This is a genomic window from Xanthomonas hortorum pv. pelargonii (assembly GCF_024499015.1).
Lineage (GTDB): Bacteria > Pseudomonadota > Gammaproteobacteria > Xanthomonadales > Xanthomonadaceae > Xanthomonas > Xanthomonas hortorum_B.
This window is the reverse complement of the sequence record NZ_CP098604.1, coordinates 1,014,902-1,035,358: the sequence shown is the minus strand read 5'-3', so window position 1 is coordinate 1,035,358 and position 20,457 is coordinate 1,014,902. Positions and strand designations below refer to the sequence as shown.

The 20,457-nt window shown below is 59.5% G+C and carries 16 protein-coding genes and 3 pseudogenes; 13 read left to right on the top strand and 6 right to left on the bottom strand.

The features are described from left to right. Positions 1-11: 11 nt before the first annotated feature. The 6 genes and pseudogenes from NDY25_RS04485 (at position 12) to NDY25_RS04455 (ending at position 7,497) form a co-directional block, all read left to right on the top strand. Positions 12-2,946, top strand: a pseudogene (locus tag NDY25_RS04485) (site-specific DNA-methyltransferase). Positions 2,947-2,950: 4 nt separating this feature from the next. After that, positions 2,951-3,616: a hypothetical protein gene (locus NDY25_RS04480; protein WP_256627803.1), complete on the top strand. Its 666-nt coding sequence runs from the start codon at positions 2,951-2,953 to the stop codon at positions 3,614-3,616. Beyond that, positions 3,613-4,050, top strand: coding sequence for a hypothetical protein (locus NDY25_RS04475; RefSeq protein ID WP_256627802.1), 438 nt, complete (start codon positions 3,613-3,615; stop codon positions 4,048-4,050). Before NDY25_RS04480 ends, NDY25_RS04475 begins: the two co-directional genes overlap by 4 nt. A gap of 391 nt (positions 4,051-4,441) precedes the next feature. Next, positions 4,442-6,519, top strand: a pseudogene (locus NDY25_RS23100) (UvrD-helicase domain-containing protein). A 415-nt stretch (positions 6,520-6,934) separates the two neighbouring features. Beyond that, positions 6,935-7,231, top strand: a complete 297-nt coding sequence (locus tag NDY25_RS04460) for an XAC0095 family protein (protein WP_168958011.1) — start codon at positions 6,935-6,937, stop codon at positions 7,229-7,231. Further along, positions 7,228-7,497, top strand: a complete 270-nt coding sequence (locus NDY25_RS04455; RefSeq protein ID WP_168958010.1) for a hypothetical protein — start codon at positions 7,228-7,230, stop codon at positions 7,495-7,497. The genes NDY25_RS04460 and NDY25_RS04455 overlap by 4 nt, the downstream gene beginning before the upstream one ends. 194 nt (positions 7,498-7,691) lie before the next feature. Here the strand turns inward: NDY25_RS04455 and xopG are convergent, their stop codons facing one another. Further along, positions 7,692-8,330, bottom strand: coding sequence for a XopG/HopH/AvrPtoH family type III secretion system effector (gene xopG / locus NDY25_RS04450; RefSeq protein WP_251773521.1), 639 nt, complete (start codon positions 8,328-8,330; stop codon positions 7,692-7,694). Between the two features lie 612 nt (positions 8,331-8,942). Next, positions 8,943-9,716 (bottom strand): C1 family peptidase, encoded by a 774-nt coding sequence (locus NDY25_RS04445; protein WP_425510786.1) that lies wholly within the window; start codon positions 9,714-9,716, stop codon positions 8,943-8,945. Positions 9,717-9,822: 106 nt separating this feature from the next. Between NDY25_RS04445 and NDY25_RS04440 the strand changes: the two genes are divergently transcribed. Next, positions 9,823-10,008 carry a hypothetical protein gene (locus NDY25_RS04440; RefSeq protein WP_256627798.1) on the top strand — a complete coding sequence of 62 codons (186 nt, stop codon included), beginning with the start codon at positions 9,823-9,825 and terminating at the stop codon, positions 10,006-10,008. 20 nt (positions 10,009-10,028) lie between these two features. Here the strand turns inward: NDY25_RS04440 and NDY25_RS04435 are convergent. Together NDY25_RS04435 and xopQ are read right to left on the bottom strand one after the other, a co-directional pair. Then, positions 10,029-10,400 (bottom strand): annotated as a pseudogene (locus NDY25_RS04435) (transposase); the annotation flags it as partial. Between the two features lie 56 nt (positions 10,401-10,456). Beyond that, entirely contained in the window at positions 10,457-11,845 is a 1,389-nt protein-coding gene (xopQ, locus tag NDY25_RS04430) for a type III secretion system effector XopQ (RefSeq protein ID WP_425510771.1), read from the bottom strand. A 487-nt stretch (positions 11,846-12,332) separates the two neighbouring features. Between xopQ and xopAV (NDY25_RS04425) the strand changes: the two genes are divergently transcribed. Both xopAV (NDY25_RS04425) and xopAV (NDY25_RS04420) read left to right on the top strand, forming a co-directional pair. After that, positions 12,333-13,022 (top strand): type III secretion system effector XopAV, encoded by a 690-nt coding sequence (gene xopAV, locus NDY25_RS04425; protein WP_168958006.1) that lies wholly within the window; start codon positions 12,333-12,335, stop codon positions 13,020-13,022. Positions 13,023-13,146: 124 nt separating this feature from the next. Further along, positions 13,147-13,896, top strand: coding sequence for a type III secretion system effector XopAV (gene xopAV, locus NDY25_RS04420; RefSeq protein WP_168958005.1), 750 nt, complete (start codon positions 13,147-13,149; stop codon positions 13,894-13,896). Between the two features lie 64 nt (positions 13,897-13,960). Here xopAV (NDY25_RS04420) and NDY25_RS04415 read toward each other — a convergent pair whose 3' ends face one another. Then, the gene (locus NDY25_RS04415; RefSeq protein ID WP_168958004.1) at positions 13,961-14,590 is read right to left on the bottom strand and encodes a TetR/AcrR family transcriptional regulator; all 630 of its coding nucleotides are present in this window, start codon (positions 14,588-14,590) and stop codon (positions 13,961-13,963) included. A gap of 171 nt (positions 14,591-14,761) precedes the next feature. Here NDY25_RS04415 and NDY25_RS04410 point away from each other — a divergent pair, with 171 nt between their 5' ends. The 3 genes from NDY25_RS04410 to NDY25_RS04400 all read left to right on the top strand — a co-directional run bounded on the left by NDY25_RS04410 (position 14,762) and on the right by NDY25_RS04400 (position 18,357). Next, positions 14,762-15,541, top strand: coding sequence for a histidine phosphatase family protein (locus tag NDY25_RS04410; RefSeq protein ID WP_168958003.1), 780 nt, complete (start codon positions 14,762-14,764; stop codon positions 15,539-15,541). Continuing rightward, positions 15,541-16,416, top strand: a complete 876-nt coding sequence (locus NDY25_RS04405) for an NAD(P)H-hydrate dehydratase (protein WP_168958002.1) — start codon at positions 15,541-15,543, stop codon at positions 16,414-16,416. The genes NDY25_RS04410 and NDY25_RS04405 overlap by 1 nt, the downstream gene beginning before the upstream one ends. 480 nt (positions 16,417-16,896) lie before the next feature. Next, positions 16,897-18,357: a glycoside hydrolase family 30 protein gene (locus NDY25_RS04400; RefSeq protein WP_168958001.1), complete on the top strand. Its 1,461-nt coding sequence runs from the start codon at positions 16,897-16,899 to the stop codon at positions 18,355-18,357. Positions 18,358-18,663: 306 nt separating this feature from the next. Here the strand turns inward: NDY25_RS04400 and NDY25_RS04395 are convergent, their stop codons facing one another. Next, entirely contained in the window at positions 18,664-19,566 is a 903-nt protein-coding gene (locus tag NDY25_RS04395; protein ID WP_168958000.1) for an SDR family oxidoreductase, read from the bottom strand. 183 nt (positions 19,567-19,749) lie between these two features. Between NDY25_RS04395 and NDY25_RS04390 the strand changes: the two genes are divergently transcribed. After that, on the top strand, positions 19,750-20,457 hold the full coding sequence (locus NDY25_RS04390) for a DUF429 domain-containing protein (RefSeq protein ID WP_168957999.1): 708 nt from the start codon (positions 19,750-19,752) through the stop codon (positions 20,455-20,457).

The window sequence follows — 20,457 nt, the reverse complement described above, 5'->3', positions numbered from 1 at the left end:
GGAGTACTAAGATGGCAACGAAGAAAACAGAGAATCCCGGCAAGAGTATCGAGCAGATCACCCACACCGAGGCCAAGCGGAAGAACATTCCGACGGTGGAGCATCAGTCCGTGATGCAGCACCACGAGCAAGCGCCTGTGCAAGTGGCCTATCCGCGTGCCAACAGGCAATGGCTAGGGGAACTGTGCGCCTTGCATGACGGGGGAAAGGTTTCCCGGAATTCCAGCAGCGGCTTAACCGCGACCTCGATCCACAACTCATTTGGCGAGGCAAGGATCAGCAAGACTGGTCAGATCTGGTCGTCAATGCGCCGCCGCTGTACATCCAAGAGAAGGTGAAACCCAAGGCGCTGATCGACGATCTGCGCCGCCAGACCGAAGAACGACGCGAAGCTGCCACGCCGAAACAGGACTCGCTCGATTTGTTCGGCGACTTCAATGGCCTTCCCGAAGGAGCGGATCGCACCGAGTTCTACCAACATGAGGGGCATTGGCAGAACCGGATGATCCTGGGCGACTCCTTGCAAGTGATGGCTAGCCTGGCCGAGCGCGAGGGGCTTCGCGGCAAGGTGCAGTGCATCTATTTCGATCCGCCCTATGGCATCAAATTCAACAGTAATTTTCAGTGGTCCACCACCAGCCGCGACGTGAAGGACGGTAACGTGGGCCACATCACCCGCGAGCCGGAGCAGGTAAAAGCGTTTCGCGATACGTGGCGCGATGGCATTCATTCGTACCTAACTTATTTACGCGACCGACTAGTTGTGGCGCGGGATTTGTTGACGAACAGCGGTTCGATCTTTGTGCAGATCGGCGATGAGAATGTGCATCGCGTGCGGGCGGTAATGGATGAAGTTTTTGGTGACAGGAACTTCATTAGTTTGATCACGGTACAGACAACGACGGGCTTCGTGACGAACTATGTCGGCAATGTGAGTGACCATATCCTTTGGTACGCCAAAGACAAAGCACTTGGCGCTCGTAAAGCGCGTTCGCCCATGTTCCGCAAAAAGTTTGAGCTTGGAGAAGGAAACGCTCGCTGGTTGATGTTTCCTGATTTCACCTATCGTGGCGTGTCAGCAGCTGAAAAGCGTGGCGATATTCCAGTTCCAGAAGGTTCATTGCCATATGCTCCAGACAATCTTCTTTCACAAGGTCGTGCCAAGGAGCATCAGCCATTCACTTTTCGCGGGAAAGGCTACGATACTTGGGAGAAGAACTCGCATTGGAAGGCATCATTCCCAACGGGAATGGACAGGCTTGCAAAAGCTGGGCGCATTCATGTTGCTGAAAACTCACTGAGATTCATCCGTTATCACACTGACTTTGAGCTGTCGGCCCATGGGAATGTTTGGACGGATGTAAGCACTGGCAGCTTCACGGAAGAAAAGGTCTACGTCGTCCAAACGAACACCAAAGTGATTGAGCGCTGCCTACAGATGGCAACCGACCCTGGCGACTTGGTGCTTGATCCCACTTGCGGTTCCGGCACTACCGCCTATGTTGCCGAACAATGGGGCCGCCGCTGGATCACCATTGACACCTCGCGCGTATCGTTGGCGCTGGCCCGCGCTCGAATCATGGGTGCCCGCTATCCGTTCTATCTGCTGGCGGACAGCAAAGAAGGGCAGTTGAAGGAAGCCGAGATCACCCGCAGTGCGCCGTCCAGCCAGCCCACGTGGGACAATATTGCCCACGGCTTTGTCTGCGAGCGCGTGCCGCACATCATGCTCGAAACGATTGCCAACAACGCAGAGATCGACGTCATTTGGGAAAGATTCCAGACCGTGCTGGAATCGCTGCGTGAAGCGCTGAACAAATCACTCGGCAAGCAGTGGCAGGAATGGCAAATCCCGCGCGAGGTAGAGACCGAGTGGACTGCTGAAGCCAAGAAACTCCACGCCGACTGGTGGCAACAACGCATCGCCCGCCAACAGGAAATCGATGCCTCTATTGCCGCTAAGGCTGAGTTTGAGTACCTCCACGACAAACCATATGAGGACAGGAAGATGGTACGTGTGGCCGGCCCCTTCACTGTGGAATCCCTGTCGCCGCATCGCGTGCTGGGCGTGGACGAGGAAGACAACCTGATCGACCACGTGGCCGAGACTCAAGCGGAGTACGGACAGGACTTTGCCAGCCTGATCCTGGCCAATCTGCGCACCGCTGGCGTGCAGCAGGCGCACAAGGCCGACAAGATAGAGTTCACCTCACTGGAGCCGTGGCCGGGCGATTTGATCTGCGCCGAAGGCCGCTATCTGGAAAACGGACAGGTAAAGCGTGCCGGCATCCTGGTCGGCCCAGAGTTCGGCACAGTCACCCGTGCAGATTTGGTCGATGCTGCCCGCGAGGCTGGCGATGCCAATTTCGACGTGCTCATCGCCTGCGCCTTCAACTACGACGCACCGGCCACCGAATTCAGCAAGTTGGGCCGTATCAATGTACTAAAGGCGCGTATGAACGCCGACCTACACATGGCCGAAGACCTGAAGAACACCGGCAAGGGCAATCTGTTCGTGATCTTCGGCGAGCCGGATGTGGACGTGCTGGACACACAGGGCCACAGCATCCGCCGATACGATGGCAAGCGTGACGTTATCGAGGTACCTGCCGACGGGCAACTGGTGGTGCGCATCAACGGCGTGGATGTGTTCCACCCCAGCACCGGTGAAGTGCGTAGCGACGGTGCAGACGGCATCGCTTGCTGGTTTTGGATACCGACTACAACGAGGAATCCTTCTTCGTCCGCCATGCCTACTTCCTCGGCGCGAATGACCCGTACAAGGCTCTGAAGACTACCCTCAAAGCTGAAATCGACCCCGACGCTTGGGCAACGCTCAACTGCGACACCTCGCGCCCTTTCCCGAAACCGAGTAACGGTCGGTTTGCGGTGAAGGTCATCAATCACCTCGGTGATGAGGTGATGAAGGTTTTCAAGGTAAGCTAGATATATGAAGATCGACTTCTCCCAGCCCAAGTTCACTGGCGCACGCTTTGACGAGCATACATTGCCCGTCGATGTGGCTCGTGATCTTGCGGCTTATGAACGTCTGATTGTCGAACTGGCCAAGCATCTGTATTTGCAGGAGCACCCAGGACGGCAGCGTGTGCCCAAGGGCTTTGAAGCGGGTTTCCGCTTGGATATTGAGCGCATCGACGAAGGTAGCACCAAGCCGATGCTGGCGTTGGTCATGGCTGGCGCGCTTGCCCTACAAGGCGGTGAGAGAGATTATTTCGAGCGTGCCCGTGATTTGGTGGCTGAGTGTATCGCAGCACCGGTTACTGCATTGCCAGATGCATTTCCGAAAGAATTGTTAGGGCACTTCAATCAGTTCGGACGTTCTTTGCGTGCCGATGAAGCTTTAGAGTTGCCACTTCAGATCGGAAATCCGGCCCGCCTAACGCAGGAAAAACGCAAGCAACTGGTGCTGGCTGCGGACCAGGTATATGAGCGAGAAATTTCGCTCAATGGCTACATTGAAGAGGTTGATTTCGCCAAATCCTCATTTCGCCTGAAGCCGGCAGACAATAGCCCGGCCGTTGTTATTCCCATGGTGGACTCGTTTCATAACACGGCTCGCATCTATGGGGGCGCGAGCGTCATCAGATTAGCGTGATAGGCGTAGGTGCGTACGATTCTTACGAACGCCTGCAAAAAATAATTTCCATCGAGTCACTGGAAGTCACCAAGAACTATGCCATCTCGGCGCGCTTCGACGAGATCTCCCAGCTTAAAAATGGCTGGTTCGCGGGTAGTGGTCTGGCGCCCGATGCCGACAGGCTGTCTAGTGTCTCTGAAAAAATAATCGCTGATTACCCGGATAAATTACCGTCACCCATAATTGTTTCAAAGCAGGATGGCAATATTTTGCTCGAATGGAAAGTCGAAGGTGATCCGTCGCTGGACATCGACTTGACGAACTTGCAGGCCAGTTACCATGCGTTCGGGGCCGATGAGGAGGACGTGGAGAGAGACTTCAATCTCGATCCTGTCGGCTGGCAATCCCTGTTCGCGTTCTTGAATGACACCATCAAGGTGCAGCAGGCATGAACGATCAGACCTTATTGCTGCGCCAGGTGCATCCGAATTTTTCCCCGATGGTGAAGTCTCCAGCCAGGCTTTTTCCCTTTCCCAAAGGATGACGGAAAGCTGTCCGTTTACGATGGCGATCAGACTACCGCGGAGGCATCGCATCATCACTACACACTGGATCTCGGTTTGGAGTCCGTTGGTGTGTGGGCTGTCAGTGGCGCAGAGGCCGCATCGGTTGGGCTGATACATCAGCCCGATCCCGTCGTCGGGAACCCAGCGCACGCGATTATTAATTTCAACGCGGTCACCGAAAAAGAGTGTCGGAAGCTGGCGAAGAAGCTGAAAAAATTTGCGGTGGATCGCGGTAGCCAGTACCGCGCGGCGTAGTTGCCAGAATTGAGAGGAACTGATGGAATTCCGCATCGCCGACACCTTTACCACTAGTCTTGCGCGCTTGACCGGCGATGAGCAAAAGGCAGCCAAGACCACCGCCTTCGATTTGCAGGTGGATCCTGTTGGTAACGGCATGAGCTTCCATAAGCTCGACAGAGCCAAAGATCCGAACTTCTGGTCGGTGCGTGTCAGCCGCGATATTCGCCTGATCGTCCACAAGACCGCTGGCAGTCTGCTGCTCTGCTATGTCGATCATCACGATAAGGCCTATCAATGGGCCGAGCGGCGCAAGCTGGAAGTGCACCCGACCACCGGCGCAGCGCAGCTTGTCGAAGTCCGCGAGCGTGTCGAGGAGATCCTCGTTCCGAAGTACGTCGAGGACAGCAGGCCTGCCACGTGGCGGAAGCCGAAACTGTTCGCGAAACATGGTGACGACCAACTGCTGGCCTATGGGGTGCCGCAGGAATGGCTTGCCGACGTGAAAGCTGTCGACGAGGATTCGCTGCTTGAGCTGGCCCATCATCTTCCCGGTGAGGCGGCAGAAGCCCTGCTTGAACTGGCGACCGGCGGCACGCCGGCGTTGCCGGAGGTGGCGGGTAGGGGCGCGGATCCGTTCCAGCACCCGGACGCGCAGCGTCGCTTCCGCGTCATGTCCGATATGGACGAGCTGGCTCGCGCCTTGGAATACCCGTGGGACAAGTGGACAGTTTTCCTGCATCCGGCACAACGGCAACTTGTCGAACGTCATTACAACGGTGCGGCGCGTGTGTCTGGCTCGGCGGGCACGGGCAAGACAGTGGTTGCCTTGCACCGGGCTGTGCATTTGGTGCAAAGGACGAAGACGCACGCGTCCTTCTTTCCACGTTTTCGGACACGTTGGCCAACGCCTTGCGCGGCAATCTGTATCGGCTGATCTGGAACACGCCGAAGCTAGGTGAACGTATCGACGTATTCGCCATGGATGCTCTTGGTATCCGCTTGTATGCGGCGGAATTCGGCAAGCCGGTATTTGCCAGTCGTGATGAAACTTTCTCTATGCTGAAGTCAGCTGCTACGCAGGTCGATGGCCTGAAGGCCAACGCTGCGTTTTTGCTGTCCGAATGGGACGACGTGGTGGATACATGGCAAGTGGAAAGCTGGGAGGCTTACCGCGATGCCAAGCGGTTAGGGCGCAAGACACGTTTGCCGGAGGCGCAGCGAGCGTTGTATTGGCAGGTTTTCACCCAGGTGCAAGCGCAATTGAAACAGGCCGGCAAGATCACTACTGCCGAAATGTTCGCCAAGCTGGCCGAAGTCATGCCCAATCGCAAACATCCGGTATTCGATTACATCGTGGTGGATGAAGCGCAGGATATCAGCGTGCAACAATTGCGCTTCCTTGCAGCGATTGGCGGCAACCGCGCCAATGCGCTCTTCTTCGCCGGCGACCTCGGTCAACGCATCTTCCAGACGCCTTTCTCGTGGAAACATTTGGGTGTTGATGTGCGTGGTCGATCGCGCACGCTCAATATCAATTACCGCACATCGCACCAGATTCGCTCGCAGGCCGATCGTCTGCTCGGCCCCGAGGTATCCGATGTGGACGGAAACGTCGAAAGCCGCAAGGGCACGGTTTCCGTGTTCAATGGGCCGGAGCCGACCATCTGCGGCTATGCCGATGCCCAGACGGAAAGCGAAGCCGTTGGCGTATGGTTGAAGCAGTGCAGCAGCAGTGGCGTGCAGCCGCAGGAAATCGGTGTCTTCGTCCGATCCGAAAGCGAACTGTCTCGCGCACAGGCGGCAGTAAAGGCCGCTGGCCTACAGGGGCGCGTGCTTGGCAAGGATATGGCGACGGAAGAGGGCTTCGTCAGCATCACCACCAAGCATTTGGCTAAGGGCATGGAATTCCGCGTGGTCGCAGTGATGGCCTGCGATGATGCAATCATTCCTTCACAGGCGCGCATCGACACTGCCGCCGACGAGGCCGAGCTGACCGAAATTTACAACACCGAGCGCCAGTTGTTGTACGTAGCTTGCACCCGTGCCCGCGATCAATTGCATGTCTCAGCGGTGAAGCCTGAATCAGAATTCCTTCAGGACTTGCTGCAAAAGTGATCAGCCGTTTTCTCGTTTTGGGAAGGTACGTAGGCAAACCGACCTTCTTGGCAGGAAAAAGTAGGCGATGATACAACTGTGACTATGTCTGTTTGCGACCCGTTCGACCTGTAGCCACGGCTACAGAGATCACTGCTACCGCCTCTCGTATTGACTCATCCGAATTTCAGTAGCAGTCTTGCTGCACGGAGCCTCGAAACTCCACGTGTAGCGGTACCCACCTCCGACAAACCGGTGGGTTTTTGTGCCTGCTTGTTTAGGGGTGCAACCGACGTGATGCCTGCGTCGGGAGGGCGGCTAATACAACACCCGCAAGGGGAATACGCCCGCCGGCTACACGCGGTTTCGAGCCTCCCGACTTCCCGTCCGCCGCCTTGCGGCGGGCGGGCTGATTCCATGGAATGAGGAGCAGGCCATGTCGGACGTTGTACGAGATGCGCAGTCACACCCGGGCTACTACCTGCCAGAAGGCGCGCAATACCGTTTGCAGCAACTGCGCGACCACATGCGGTTTCTAGCGCGCCTGGCGCAGCCGCGCACGCAGGCCGAAGAGCAGTTGCGGCAGCCAGGCATCTGCATGGAGGAGTTGGCGTGCTGCCTGGAGCTGCTGGCCGAGCAGGTGACGCAGGCACTGGCGCAGGTGCAGTGGCCCGCGCGCCTGGAGCCCGACGCCTCTGACAGCGCGCGTGCTGACGCCGGGGAGGCCGCATGAGCCGGTCGGTGATGGCGTCGGCCCGCGCGCGCAGGCGGGCAGGGGATGACAAGCCGTGTGATGCGTTTGCCTTCGGCATCACGATGGAGCAGGTGGATGCACTGGATCAGTTGTTGCTGACCATTGCCGCCCATGGCGATGTGATCGCTGCCGGCAACGCCGATCGGCTGGACCGCCGCACCTTGCCCGTGCTGGGCAGCGCGATCTTTGATGCGGCCGGTGCGATGCGCACCATCCTGGATCAGTTGGCGCTTCAGCGGCTTTGATGGGCCGCTGTGGCCATTGAGCGTTAGCGAAAGATGAATGCAGCTACAGGTTCTGCACTTTGGGTGGTGCAGAGATCCGGGACCGGCTAAACATGGTCCATCAAGTGGCGCATTCCTACATTTTGCAGAAGCCGGTAGCACGCAACGTGCTCTCGTCAAAATGGCGTGGGCGAAAGGTCGCGCCGTCGTGTGATTCACTCGCTTCTATAGCCAATGTGATGGTAGCTAACCCGTTTTGGTAAACCGTGCTCGGCTCGAATAGAATTTTCCGATGGTTCGCCTGACTGAGAATATTTGTATTTTCCTAAGCCGACGGCACGCAACTCTTCCTTCCCGGTGGGAGTGTCTGGGCCACGATCATCTTCATATGAGCCTTTCCACGTTCCAGCCATCATATGCTTTGCATGCACCAATTCGTGCCCCAACACTGAAACTTTGTCGATGGGACTGGAGGTCACCTTAGTGGTTGGGTCCCCATCGTCGTCCAGCTCAATGCTCGTCTGACGGGCACTCCATGACACAACAACACTTGATCCCTGGTTTTTTTCGCCTCCCGGCTTCTTCAGAGCATATGAACGGCCGGCTTTCTCGCGAATATCTTTGAATCTGCTTAGCTCAGGATGAGCGTCTAATTGGTGCCGTGAGAGAACGGGCTCTGCACCTGGATTTTCGGGGGGAGCGATCTCATGAATAGTGACCTTGTGTCTTCTTTTTCCACTAAGCTGCTGTAGCTTGTCCAGTAACTGGTTGCCAGTTGGTCGAGAGTTGAGATGATCGAGATGCACATTCACTTCCGCATTAAACCGATCTTGGTCGCGGGGCGTATTGGGCATGCTTTGTGAGTAGATCCCGCTATAATTGGTTTGGATTGGCATAATGTATATAGTTATTATGTCAAGTGGATGTGGCGCGCACTATACCTTCGCCTATACGTTGTTGCTATCCAAGTGCGCAAATCTACAAGCTGATGCGAAGCAGGCCAATAACCCCTGATTTAGTGAAGTTTCTATAAAATATACTCAGCATTGACAATGCAGGCCTCTCACAAGTCGCGCTTGGCGACCTCGCCACAGCCTCGACACCTGAGGCAATCTTCATCAGGTGCCAGTGATTGATTTTTAGCATGGGCGACCGTTGCGAGAAAGCGAAATCCCAAGTTCGCCCGCAACGCCGCGCATTGTTCAGAGGTTCCCTAAAGATAGTCTAGGGCCATCAATCGTGCCGAATGCAGCTGCCGTAGGTGAGTGGTCGCAATTTTGCCGCTGGCGAAACAATATTCAGGGGGTTGTTAACGGTTCTTGGTTTGTAGCGCTGAGCATTGAATTTCCAAGTGTTTGACGCTGGCAGTGGAGTCAGATGCACTGAGGCGGTACCCTTCGTCCGGAAGTTGGCCGCGCCCGCACTTGCGGCGGACGCGGCCCTCATCATGTTTCCTTTAGCGGCTTCTAATGAGCTACTACCGCTATGAAGACATCCTTGCCAACTACTTCCCAAGACAGCGTGCCAAAGCCTCGAGAGCCCCAGTTCTCGCCCCAACTGTTCTCGATAATCAGCCCGCTTTGATTATAGCCAAGTGCTACGACGCCGTGCCCACCATCGACCGGACTGGTAGTGTCGTTGTCCACTTCGTTGGCGCCTAGGTCGTTAAAGCCTTGTCTGGTGTTGAAGCCGATCACCACCGGTGTTGATGCAGCTAGCGCTCGTTTTATCTGTTCGATCAGCGGGGCATTTCCGTTCCCGCTACCCGAATAAATCACAGTGTATTTCTTGTACGGCGTTCGATGGTTTGCCGCACTGGCACGGTCGGCTGCGGTTGGTTTGTGCTTCCAGTCGTAGTTGCCCCAGGAATAATGCTGCTCCGTGTCGATTCCTTGTGAAAGCGCTGTATCCAGGTTCGCTTCAATGGTGCTACCTTCATCGACACCATTATTTACTTGGCTATAAAGATACATGGGGGCAAATCGTTTAACTGCCTGCTTCCCTGCGTTGGCGTACCAGCCGCCCAATGTGTGAGCCGTGGCCCAGGATCCGCAGGAATTGACTTGCCCCTGGTCACCGGGCTCAATGGCAAAGCCGCGCAGATCAACACTGGCGGGTAGGTCGCCGGCACCGGTGCTCATGGTGCCAAAGATGGGGGTGACTGGCTGGACCATCAAAGACTGCTTGAGGCCTTTGCCATGGGTTGCAGCCTGTGCAAGGGACATGGTGGAGCACCCCATCAATACAACGAGGCAAGTGGAAATCGAGCATAATTTTTTCATTGGTTTCTGGTTCGCTTAAGGAGTGAGTCGCACAGAGCAGCCGCGTGGGCATGCACCACGCAGTGTGAGTGACGGCGGTTTGGTTGGTGAAGAGTATAAAAAAGCAGATTTTCGCGGCTCCCCAGCCGCAGCACAATATGATGCCCGCACCGGGGCCATGCTCACCGCAATGCGAAGAACTCTTCGCAATAAAGAACGTTTAGTCGAACTGGATTTTTCGAGACTTTATCTCTATTTTAAGGGCGGTTAACAAAACCCAGGAAGAAGTCGTCAGCAGATGATGGAGCAAGCAAGCAAGAGCAACGTCATGTGGAGATCGATGCGGCGTTCAAAGCGGATGCGCAGTTTGCCCAGGCCTGCGAACCAGGCATGGGTGCGCTCGACGACCCAGCGATGACGGCCCAACCGGTGGTTGCGCTCAATGTCTTTGCGTGCGATCCGGGCAATGATGCCGCGCTGCTTGAGGAAGGTGCGACAGCGGGCGATGTCGTAGGCCTGGTCGGCGTGCAATTTGTCTGGCCAACGTCGCGGGCGCCCTGGTTTGCCACCAATTGGCGGCAAGGCGTCGATCGACTCCTCGAACACGACCGAGTCGTGCCGATTGGTGCCAGTGAGGCGCACCGCCAATGGCACGCCGGGGCGGCCTTCGGCAATTTTTCCTAACGCGGACTCAAAGTGTAACTGCAATGATTTGCCCTTCATTTTTCAGAAGCAAGCGCCACTTTTGCCAATGCAGACATCAACAGCTTCGCCTTTTCTGGATGCTTGACTTCCTGTTCGCCCACCAGCTCCACAACGCTGCAGCCATCGGTGTGTATCGGCCTTGGCGTGAACAGCATGCCCGCCGCGCCGGGAACCGAGGCCAGCAGCGTCAACGGGTCGTACAAGTTGAGTTTGGTGACCTTCGGCCAGATCTGGTCGAAGGCCATGGCTTGATTTGCGCCCTCTTGCGGGCTGTTTGCCTGCGGTAGTGCGTCTGCGGTGAACGTGCGAAAGAACCACGCCTGATCCAGGCCCGGAAGCAGCCCTGCCTGAATCCCTTCCCACAAGCCGTTCAAGGCGTTTTTCTGCACGTCTTCGAGATACCTGCCCACCGAATGCCCACTTTTCGCGAGGCCTTCGTAGAACGAGGGCGACACCGCTGTCTTGTAGGCAGCTTCCTTGGTAACGATGCGCAACGGGATGCGCAGTTGCTGTGCCTTGCGGTACAGGCCACGGGCCGCGTCCAGGTCTGTCGCATTGTTGTAGGCGCGTGCGTCGGGCTGCACATGGCCGTCAGCGTCCCTGGCCGGCTCGACGCCCCCCATGATGGCGATGCTCTTGACGCGCTCGCGCACAAGCGCCGGATGCGCATCGACCAGCGCATGGGCGTCGGTCATGCCGGCAATCACCACCATGCTCAGCCCCTGCGGTGCCTGCATCAGGCGCTCGTGCAGCGCTTGCAGGCTGTTGTCGCAAATTTCGGCCGATTCCGCATGCAACCCCTGGCCTTCCTGCAGGAATTTGGCATGGTCCTCGGCCTGTTTCGCACTCATCGGGTAGTCCTGCCCGCGTGAGACACGCACATCGGGTAATTGCAGGCGGTTGAAGACGCCCTTGGCGAGCCGGGCGCGCTGCTCGCGCACGCTGGCATCGCCCAAGGTCACCGCAACGTCGGTGAGGCGTACAAAGCCTGCTACCTGCAGTTGCTTGCCGATGGTGTAGGCGACCACATCGTCGGGGTCCTTGTTGGGGTCGGTAAACAGCACCGTGTCGCGCGGTGTCGCCGGGGTGTGGAAACTGAGCTCCCGCAGCATCGCTGCTTCGTCGGGCGTCAGGCACGTACCGCCTTCAGACCCGAGTTCGGCAAGCATTCGGCGCTGTGTTGCCGTCAGCGCAGGCACACTGAGTGAGCGTTTGAGAACGGCAGCGCCTTGTGGTCTTTTCCGCGGCAATGCCTGCAGCACTCCATCGCTGACATTCGCATGGGGCAGGGGTTGCGCTGCCGCCGCGGGTGCAGTGCACTCACCCATAGACCCGGACGCCACCGAAGCGCCCATACAGGGTTGACTTGCCGCGCGTGTGAGTTGCGGACTGATGGGGGTCATCTGCTGTCCTCGCGTCGATGCTGGCCAATGAGGCGATCAGGATGGAGGCGGCTCCATTCTCTGGGATATCGATCGGCGAAGGGCGTTGCAACGACACGAAGCGCCGGTTGCCTGTTGCACTGCTTTGAGCCTGAAAGCGTGACCATCAGCATGGTGAGCGCGCGTTGCGATCCGCAGAGACTCTGGGCCTCACGATGCCATTGCCGTCTGCCTGACGATTGCCTTCTACGCCGCTGTCAGATGCTCCCTTCAGGCGAGTGGCCGCAGAGTCATGCAATTGCGTGGTGCTCACGCCGATATCTTGTAACTCTGCAAGGTGCAGATTTGTCTGTTTCGCCAGAAGCTTCGATCTTTCGGTTATTCGCTGTACGCACTGACGTCCGAATGGAACATTAGCGACTTGGACAACCTGGTGAAGAGGTGAAGCATGCGCCCGGTGAATTTGACATCAGCAACACGTAGAGGGGCAAGACACGATCAACAGGACATGCCAGCCGAGCGTGGCGTGGGCGCCTCCTCTGAGCGAACAGACCCCGATGAGAACACGCAATTGACGGAAAACCTAAGGCGGCCACCAGTGCGTGAGGCGCGTCTCAGAGAGCCAAACGTACCCATCGGCGTACAGATTGCAAACGTTGGAAGTCAGGTAGCGCATGCGGGCACGACACTGGCAGCTATCTCCACCATTCCTACCGGCTTGAACGCATTATCGGCGCCTTTCGCGGCAGCTTACGGTTACGCGACAGATGATCCGTACTTGAAAAACTATGCAATGGTCGCCTGTCTCCCTGTTGTGGCGTCGTTGAGTGCATTGGGCGCTACATATTCAGTTGAACGCCTGGCGGCCTGGTATCTGCAAGCACAAGCGCAGGCATCTGTTACAAAGGCAGCCAGGGCGACCGAGCTAGGAACAACGGAAGCATGTCTGGATGCCGCCATCGAGATGGTCACCATGCCTGACGCAGAGACTCCCACCCCTGAAATGAGCGAAGGTGAGCGGACTGCACTGGCCATGGATCTTCTGCACCTGGCAACGGCAGACCGTTCCCGATTGCCTCCTGAAATCTGGAGCGCTGCCAGTGGCGTCGGCGACGATGCCTATACATTGGTCAGTAACTTACTTGCGGCTGCGCGAATTCGCGCGTCTGCGGAAGCGTCTGCATCGTCTGCTGGCTGAGCGCTCTGCCACGCATGTACGTCGCCACACGGTCTATTGTTTCGGTCTTGCGTCCAAGTGCAATAACGCTTGCGTAGCGCAGTGGAACGCAGCCACTTTGGTGAACTGTTAGAAGAGGTGAGGAATGAGTTCCATCCCAGTGACTTATGCGGCTCGTGAAGCGGTAAGACACGATCAACGCGAGGCGCAGGCCCCGCGTGAGGTGGGTTACTCCTCGCAACGCGGCGACCCGCAGGCCAATCCACAATTGAAGCAAGACCTGTCGCGTGCGCCCGTGCGTGCGGCGCGGCTCAAGGCCCCACGCGTGCCCATCGGTGTGCACATTGCGAACACCGGGCTGCAGGCAGCGCGGTTTGCCACCTCTGCGGTCGCAGGGCCTGCCGAAGCCGCAGTTCTGGACGCGGTGCATGCGCCCGCTGCGGCGGCATATGAATATGCAAAAGGGGAGGTGTCCTGGAAAAAGAATGCGGGTGTCACGCTTGCGCCGGCCTTGGCCTACGCCGTGGTGATGGGCACGCTGTCTGCCGTGCAGTATCTGGCGAACCGGTACCTGCAAGCGCAGTCGCAGACGAGTGTCAGCAAGGCCGACAGGGCGAAGGAGTTGGGCGTCACCGAAGCATGTCTGGACGCGGCCGTTGCCATGGTGAACAAGGGGGAGGTGGCCGGTCCCGGGGGTGAGATGACCGAAGAAGAGGCAGCTGCGCTGGCAGCAGATCTTCAGAACCTGGCAACCGCAGACCGTTCCCGGCTGCCGCCAGAGCTCTGGCGCGCTGCCAGCGGCGTTGGCGACGACGCCTGCGCATTGGTTACTCAACTGCTCTTGGCCGCAAGAGCCCGCGCGTCTGCAGAGGCGTCTGCATCGTACGGCAGTTGAAAGGTGATCCCACGCGTTGCTGGTTGGAGTGGCGGGCCACGCATGCCCTGCCGGGTTTTCCGAACTACACCGGCGCAGACTTCAAAATCCCCGACAAACTCTCCCGCAAAATCAGCTGCAAATGCATGCGGTTGAGTTCCATGCCGCTGGTCATCACGTTGTGCAGGCCGCCGCACATGGCGGCCACGGCGAAGACGCGGGCCTGGAATTCCTGCTCGCTGCTGGCCGGGTCGGCGTGGCCGCGCAGCAGGCGCTTGAGCAGCGCGCTGAGGTGTTCGATCAGCGATGCGCTCTGCCTGCGCATGAAGGCGGCCAGCACCGGGTCGCGCAGGGTGGCCAGGTGCAGTTCCAGGTCGATGCGGGTGCGCTTGATATTGATTTCCTGCAGCAGCCATTCTTCGAGCAGGCCGGCGATGAAATCCACCACGTGCACGTTGGCGGGGCGTTCCACCAGCCACATCTGGCGGATGGCGCGCATGTAGTTGCGCTCCAGCAAGGCGCGCACCAGCGCGTCCTTGTCTTCGAATCGCTGCAGCAGGCAGCCGCAGCTGACCTTGGCGCGCTCGGCAATCAGTTCGAAGCTGGTGGCGCCCAGGCCGGCGGCGTCGATGCATTGCTCGGCGGCGTCCAGCACCTCTTCCCGCAGCAGTTCTTCGCGCTCTTTCGCCGTGCGCAACAGCAGAACGTTGGACATGGGCAGCAGGGTGCCAGGGGGCTGCAGTATACCGGCGCGGCGTTATTGCCCCGTTGTGCCTGCTTGTTGGTGTGCTGTGTTGCGCGCGTTGCTGAAACGCCTGCAGGCAATGGGTGATCGACCACGTTTTCACGGGCGCTGTGCGACACGTGAGGCTGATTTGTGCAGGAGATGGATGTGAGTGAGAAAAGTGCGGTGGCTGGCGTGTCCACCCAGTGGCCCGAGCGGTTGTGGGTGGTGCGGCATGGGCAGAGTTCGGGCAACGTGGCGCGCGATGTGGCAGAGGCGCACGGCCATGCATTGATCGATCTGGAACATCGCGATGCGGATGTGCCGCTGTCGGCGTTGGGCGAGCGTCAGGCGCATGCGTTGGGCACGTGGATGTTGGGTCTGCCGCAGCGCGAGCGGCCCACGGTGGTGCTGTGTTCGCCCTATGTGCGTGCGCGCCAGACCGCCACAGCGGTGGTGCGCGCGCTGGGCCACGGCGACGATATGCTCAGCATCGACGAGCGCCTGCGCGAGAAGGAGTTCGGCGTGCTCGACCGTTACACCACGGCCGGCATCCTCGCGACGTTTCCGGAGCTGGCCGAGCAACGCAAGTTGGTGGGCAAGTTCTACTTCCGCCCGCCCGGTGGCGAGAGTTGGTGCGATGTGATCTTCCGGCTGCGCGCGGTGGTTGGCGATCTGCAGCGAAATCATGTGGGCGCGCGCGTATTGATCGTGGGGCATCAGGTGATCGTCAATTGTTTCCGTTATCTGGCCGAACGCATGGATGAGGCCACGATTCTGGGCATCGACCGCGAAGGCGAGGTGCCCAACTGCGGTGTCACCGAATACGTGGCCGGCCGCGAGGGGCAGGCGTTGCACCTGGTGCGGACCAACTTCGTCTCGCCCGAGCTTGCCGATGAGCCGGTGACCACCGAATCCGACCGCCCGGCCGGAGCACGCTGATGGCCACCGCACGCGTCCGCACGCTCAGCGCTGCCGCATTGCGTGCGCTGCCACTGCCATCGCCCGGTGGCGACAAGGAGCAGCGTGGGCGGGTGTTAATTGTGGGTGGGTCGATGCGTGTTCCTGGCGCGGTGTTGCTTGCCGGCGAGGCGGCACTGCGCGCAGGTGCGGGCAAGTTGCAGATCGCCACCGCTGCGAGCGTGGCGCCCGGCATGGCGTTGGCGGTGCCGGAGGCCCTGGTGCTGGGATTGGCGCAGAACGGGCAGGGCGAAATTACGCGTGGGCATCGTGCACTGGATGCGGCATTGGAGGCCTGCGATGCGGCGGTGATTGGGCCGGGGATGGCGTCATCGGCGACCACCGCTGCATTGGTTAAACGCGCGGCTGAAAAAGCGGTTTGCACGTTGGTGCTGGATGCGGGAGCGTTGTCGCGCGGCTTGCGTGCGCCGGTTGGGCGGCCATTTGTATTGACGCCGCATGCGGGCGAGATGGCGGCATTGGCTGGAGACGACAAGGCAGCGATAGAAGCGGCGCCGGGTGCGTACGCGCTGACCTATGCGAAGAAACTGCGCAGTGTGGTGATTGTCAAAGGCGCGGACAGTTTTATTGCCGGGCCGGAGGGGGCGTTGTGGATGCATCGCGGTGGTGCGTCCGGCTTGGGAACCTCCGGATCGGGCGATGTGCTGGCCGGATTGATTGCCGGGTTTGCCGCGCGTGGCTGCGATGCGTTGACGGCTGCGTTATGGGGTGTGTTTGTGCATGCGGCGGCGGGGAAGCTGCTGTCGAAACGGATTGGGACGGTGGGGTTTCTGGCGCGTGAGCTTGGGCTGGAAGTGCCGGGGATTTTGGATCGGTTGGCGCGGGCTGCGCGGTAGTCGGCTCGCGGACGATTTGAGTTGTTGTCCTGTTGAGCGAGAGGGCCTGGCTTGCGTGCCACTGGCGCGCGTGTCTGGGAGCAACGCGTGGGCGGTGGTGACTACGGGTGTTGGGGACGTGTTGTCCTGGTCGGCATCTCTGTTGCTGCGTTGGTTTACGGGCTGGCCAGCAGTCCGTGCAGACGTACCCTCATCCGGCCCTTCGGGCCACCTTCTCCCGAGGGGAGAAGGGAGCGTCCGGTGGTAGAAGGATGCATGGTTGCGCTCGTTTTTCGTGCGATGTTGCGGCGCGTTGGTCGGTTAGGCTTGCTCACCAACCTGGGAGGGTGCACGGTGAAGCGAACGATTGCGTGGTCGATGGTGGGACTGTTGGGGGTTTGGGGCGCTGCGACTGAAATGGTGTTGGCATCTGCATCTGCATTAACAGCAACAACAGCTGCAGAAACTGCAGCAACAACAACTGCAGTAACGCCGATTCCGATGCCGACATCGACGACATCATCTGTCTCTACACCTGCATCGAAAGTGGCGGATGCCGCAGTTGCGGATGCGGCTACGCAGCCAGCAGCACCCGCCGGCGCGCTACGCGTTTACACCACCGCCCAAGGCGCGACGCAGCAGATGCGCGTCAGCACCGTCGAGGCACTCAAGACCGGGCATGCGTTGACGGAGAAAGAGAACAGCATCTTCGTCAATCCGCAACATCGCTTTCAGGAGGTGCTGGGCATTGGCGGGGCGATCACCGATTCCAGTGCGGAGACCTTCGCTAAGCTGCCCAAGCGTGCGCAGCGCGAACTGCTCACTGCCTACTACGATCCGCAAAAAGGCATCGGTTATACGCTGGCGCGCACCACCATCCATAGCTCCGATTTCAGCAGCGCCAGCTACACCTACATCAAGGAGGGCGATACGGCGCTGAAGACCTTCTCGGTCAAGCACGATCAGCGCTATCGCCTCCCGATGCTGCGCCAGGCCATCGCGGCGGCCGGCGGCAAGTTGACGACATTTGCCAGCCCCTGGAGTGCGCCGGCCTTCATGAAAGACAGCAACAGCATGCTCAAGGGCGGCAAATTATTGCCTGCGTATGCGCAGGCCTGGGCCACGTACTACACACGCTTCATTGCGGCCTACGAAAAAGCCGGCATCCCGATCTGGGGCATCAGCCTGCAGAACGAGCCGATGGCGGTGCAGACCTGGGAATCGATGCAGTTTTCTGCGGAAGAAGAACGCGATTTCCTCAAAAACCACCTCGGGCCGACCATGGCAAAAGCCGGCTACGGCGATCGCAAGATCATCGTGTGGGACCACAACCGCGACATGATGGTGCACCGCGCGCACGTGATCTTCGACGACCCGGAAGCGGCCAAGTATGCGTGGGGCATGGGCTTCCACTGGTACGAGACCTGGGCCGGGTTTGCGCCGATGGTGGAGAACGTGGCGGCGGTGGCGCAGGCGTACCCGGACAAGCATCTGCTGCTCACCGAGGCGGCGGTGGAAAAGTTCGACCCCGCCAGGTTGCAGTACTGGCCCAATGGCGAGCGCTATGGCACGGCGATCATCAATGATCTCAATCACGGCGCGGTGGGCTGGACCGATTGGAACATCCTGCTCGACCAGAACGGCGGCCCCAACCATGTGGGCAATTACTGCTTTGCACCTGTGCATGCCGACACGCGCACCGGTGAGGTGATCTATACGCCGAGCTATTGGTATATCGGCCATTTTTCCAAATTCATCCGGCCGGGTGCGCGGCGGGTGAGTGCGGCCAGTAGCCGTAGCAATCTGATGACCACTGCATTTGCGAACCGCGATGGCTCACTGGCGACGGTGGTGATGAATGCCAGCGATGTGGCGATCCGCTACAACCTGTATGTGGGCGAGGCGTCGCGCGAATTGGAGATTCCGGCACATGCGATCCAGACGGTGGTGATGACGCAGTAAACGTGGATGGTGGTCGCAGTGCTGGTGGGAGATTGCGTACCCTCATCCGCCCTTCGGGCACCTTCTCCCGGCGGGAGAAGGAGGGGCTTGCGTGATCGAAGCCATCTTTGCGTAGCCGGTCGAACTAACTTGCGTATCCGTCTTACTGATGCATCACTTACTGATGCATCACCAGTCGATACTGTCGCCAGTACCAAAAACGCCACCGAAGAGACGCTTGCCGATCGCTGCGCATGCAGCGATCGGCAAGGTTTTGGTGGCGCTACGGCGGAAGCTCCTTCTGTTGACTCAGGACAGCCTGTTGGCTCAGGACAGCAGCAGACCACCGGTGGCACCGAACACTTCGCCAGTGACGTAGCTGGATTCCTGCGAAGCCAGGATCACATACAGCGGCGCCATCTCCACCGGCTGGCCGGCACGCTTGAGCGGGGTTTCCGAGCCAAAATCGGGAATCTTCTCCGGCGGTTGGCCACCGCTGGGTTGCAGCGGGGTCCACACCGGTCCGGGTGCGACCGCGTTGACGCGGATACCCTTTTCGGCGACCTGCTGGGCCAGGCCCTTGGTGAAGTTGACGATGGCGGCCTTGGTGGAGGCGTAGTCGAGCAGGGTGGGCGAGGGCTGATACGACTGGATCGAGCCGGTATTGATGATGGATGCACCCGGTGGCAGATGCGGAATGGCCGCCTTGCATAGCCAGAACATCGCGTAGACGTTGGTCTTGTAGGTGGCGTCGAACTGCTCGGTGGTGATGTCGGCGATGTCTTTCACCGCGGTCTGCTTGCCGGCGATGTTGACCAGCAGATCCAGCCCACCAAGTTCATTGACCGCGCGTGCGACCAGTTCATTGCAGAAGGCTTCGTCCTTGAGGTCGCCCGGGATGCTGATGGCGGTGCGGCCTTCGGCCTGGATCAACTGCACCACCTCCGCCGCGTCCTGTTCTTCTTCCGGCAGGTAGTTCAGCACGATGTCGGCGCCTTCGCGTGCGTAGGCAATCGCGGTGGCGCGGCCGATGCCCGAATCGGCGCCGGTGATCAGCGCCTTGCGGCCCTTCAGGCGGCCGAAGCCCCGGTAGCTCTGCTCGCCGTGGTCGGCCTTGGGTTGCAATGCATGGATGGTGCCTGGCGCTTCCTGGGTTTGCTCGGGAAACTTGGGCTGCGGAAATTGGGTGAGCGGGTTCTGCATTTCGTACTGGTTCTTGGTGCTGGACATGCACTGGCTCCTGCATTGGGGGATGGCAGGCCGCAGCGTGCTGCGGCCCGATGCAGAGCAGTCTGGAAAGCACCGCGATGCGTGCGGGTGAAAGAATGTTGTGCATGATGTGAACGCGTCACGCAGATCGCGTGCGAGCGAGGCTGCAGCGCTGTGCACGCACGTTACGACCGGAGAACAGCAATGCAGTGTGTGGGGATCGATGGCGCCGGCAGCGGTTGGTTGGCGGTGTGGGAGACAGACGATGGGCTGCAATTTGCCTGCTATCCGACAGTTGGCGCCTTGGCGAGCGCACTGCGCCACATCGATGTGCTCGGCGTGGATATTCCAATCGGCTTGAGCGAGCACGCGCCCCGCGCTGCGGATGTGCAGGCGCGGCGCTTTGTGGGCGGCAGACGCGCATGCAGCATCTTTGCCGCGCCGCTGCGCGGGATATTGCATGCAAGCACGCAGGTGGAAGCCTCTGCGTTGCATCGGGTGCTGGATCACGACGGGCAGCGTGGCTTTGGCGTGCAGTCGTTTGCGCTGCTGTCGAAGATTCGCGACTGGGACAGCGCCTTGCGCGCCGATCCGGTATGGGCGGAGCGCGTATTCGAGGTGCACCCGGAAGTGTCGTTCGCCGTGCTCGCTGGCGGGCAGGGCCTGACGGCGGGAAAGAAGAGCAGTGCGGGCCACCAACAGCGAGCCGCCTTGCTGGGCCAGTGCTACGGCGCAAGGCAAGTCGCCGCATTGCTGGAGCGCGTGCCGCGTGCGCTGGCCAAGCCGGACGATGTGCTGGATGCCCTGGTGGCCTGCTGGAGCGCGCAGCGCATTGCCGCAGGTACCGCCGGCAGCCTGCCGGCGGTGGTGGAGCGGGACGCCTGCGGGCTACGCATGGGCATCCACTACTGA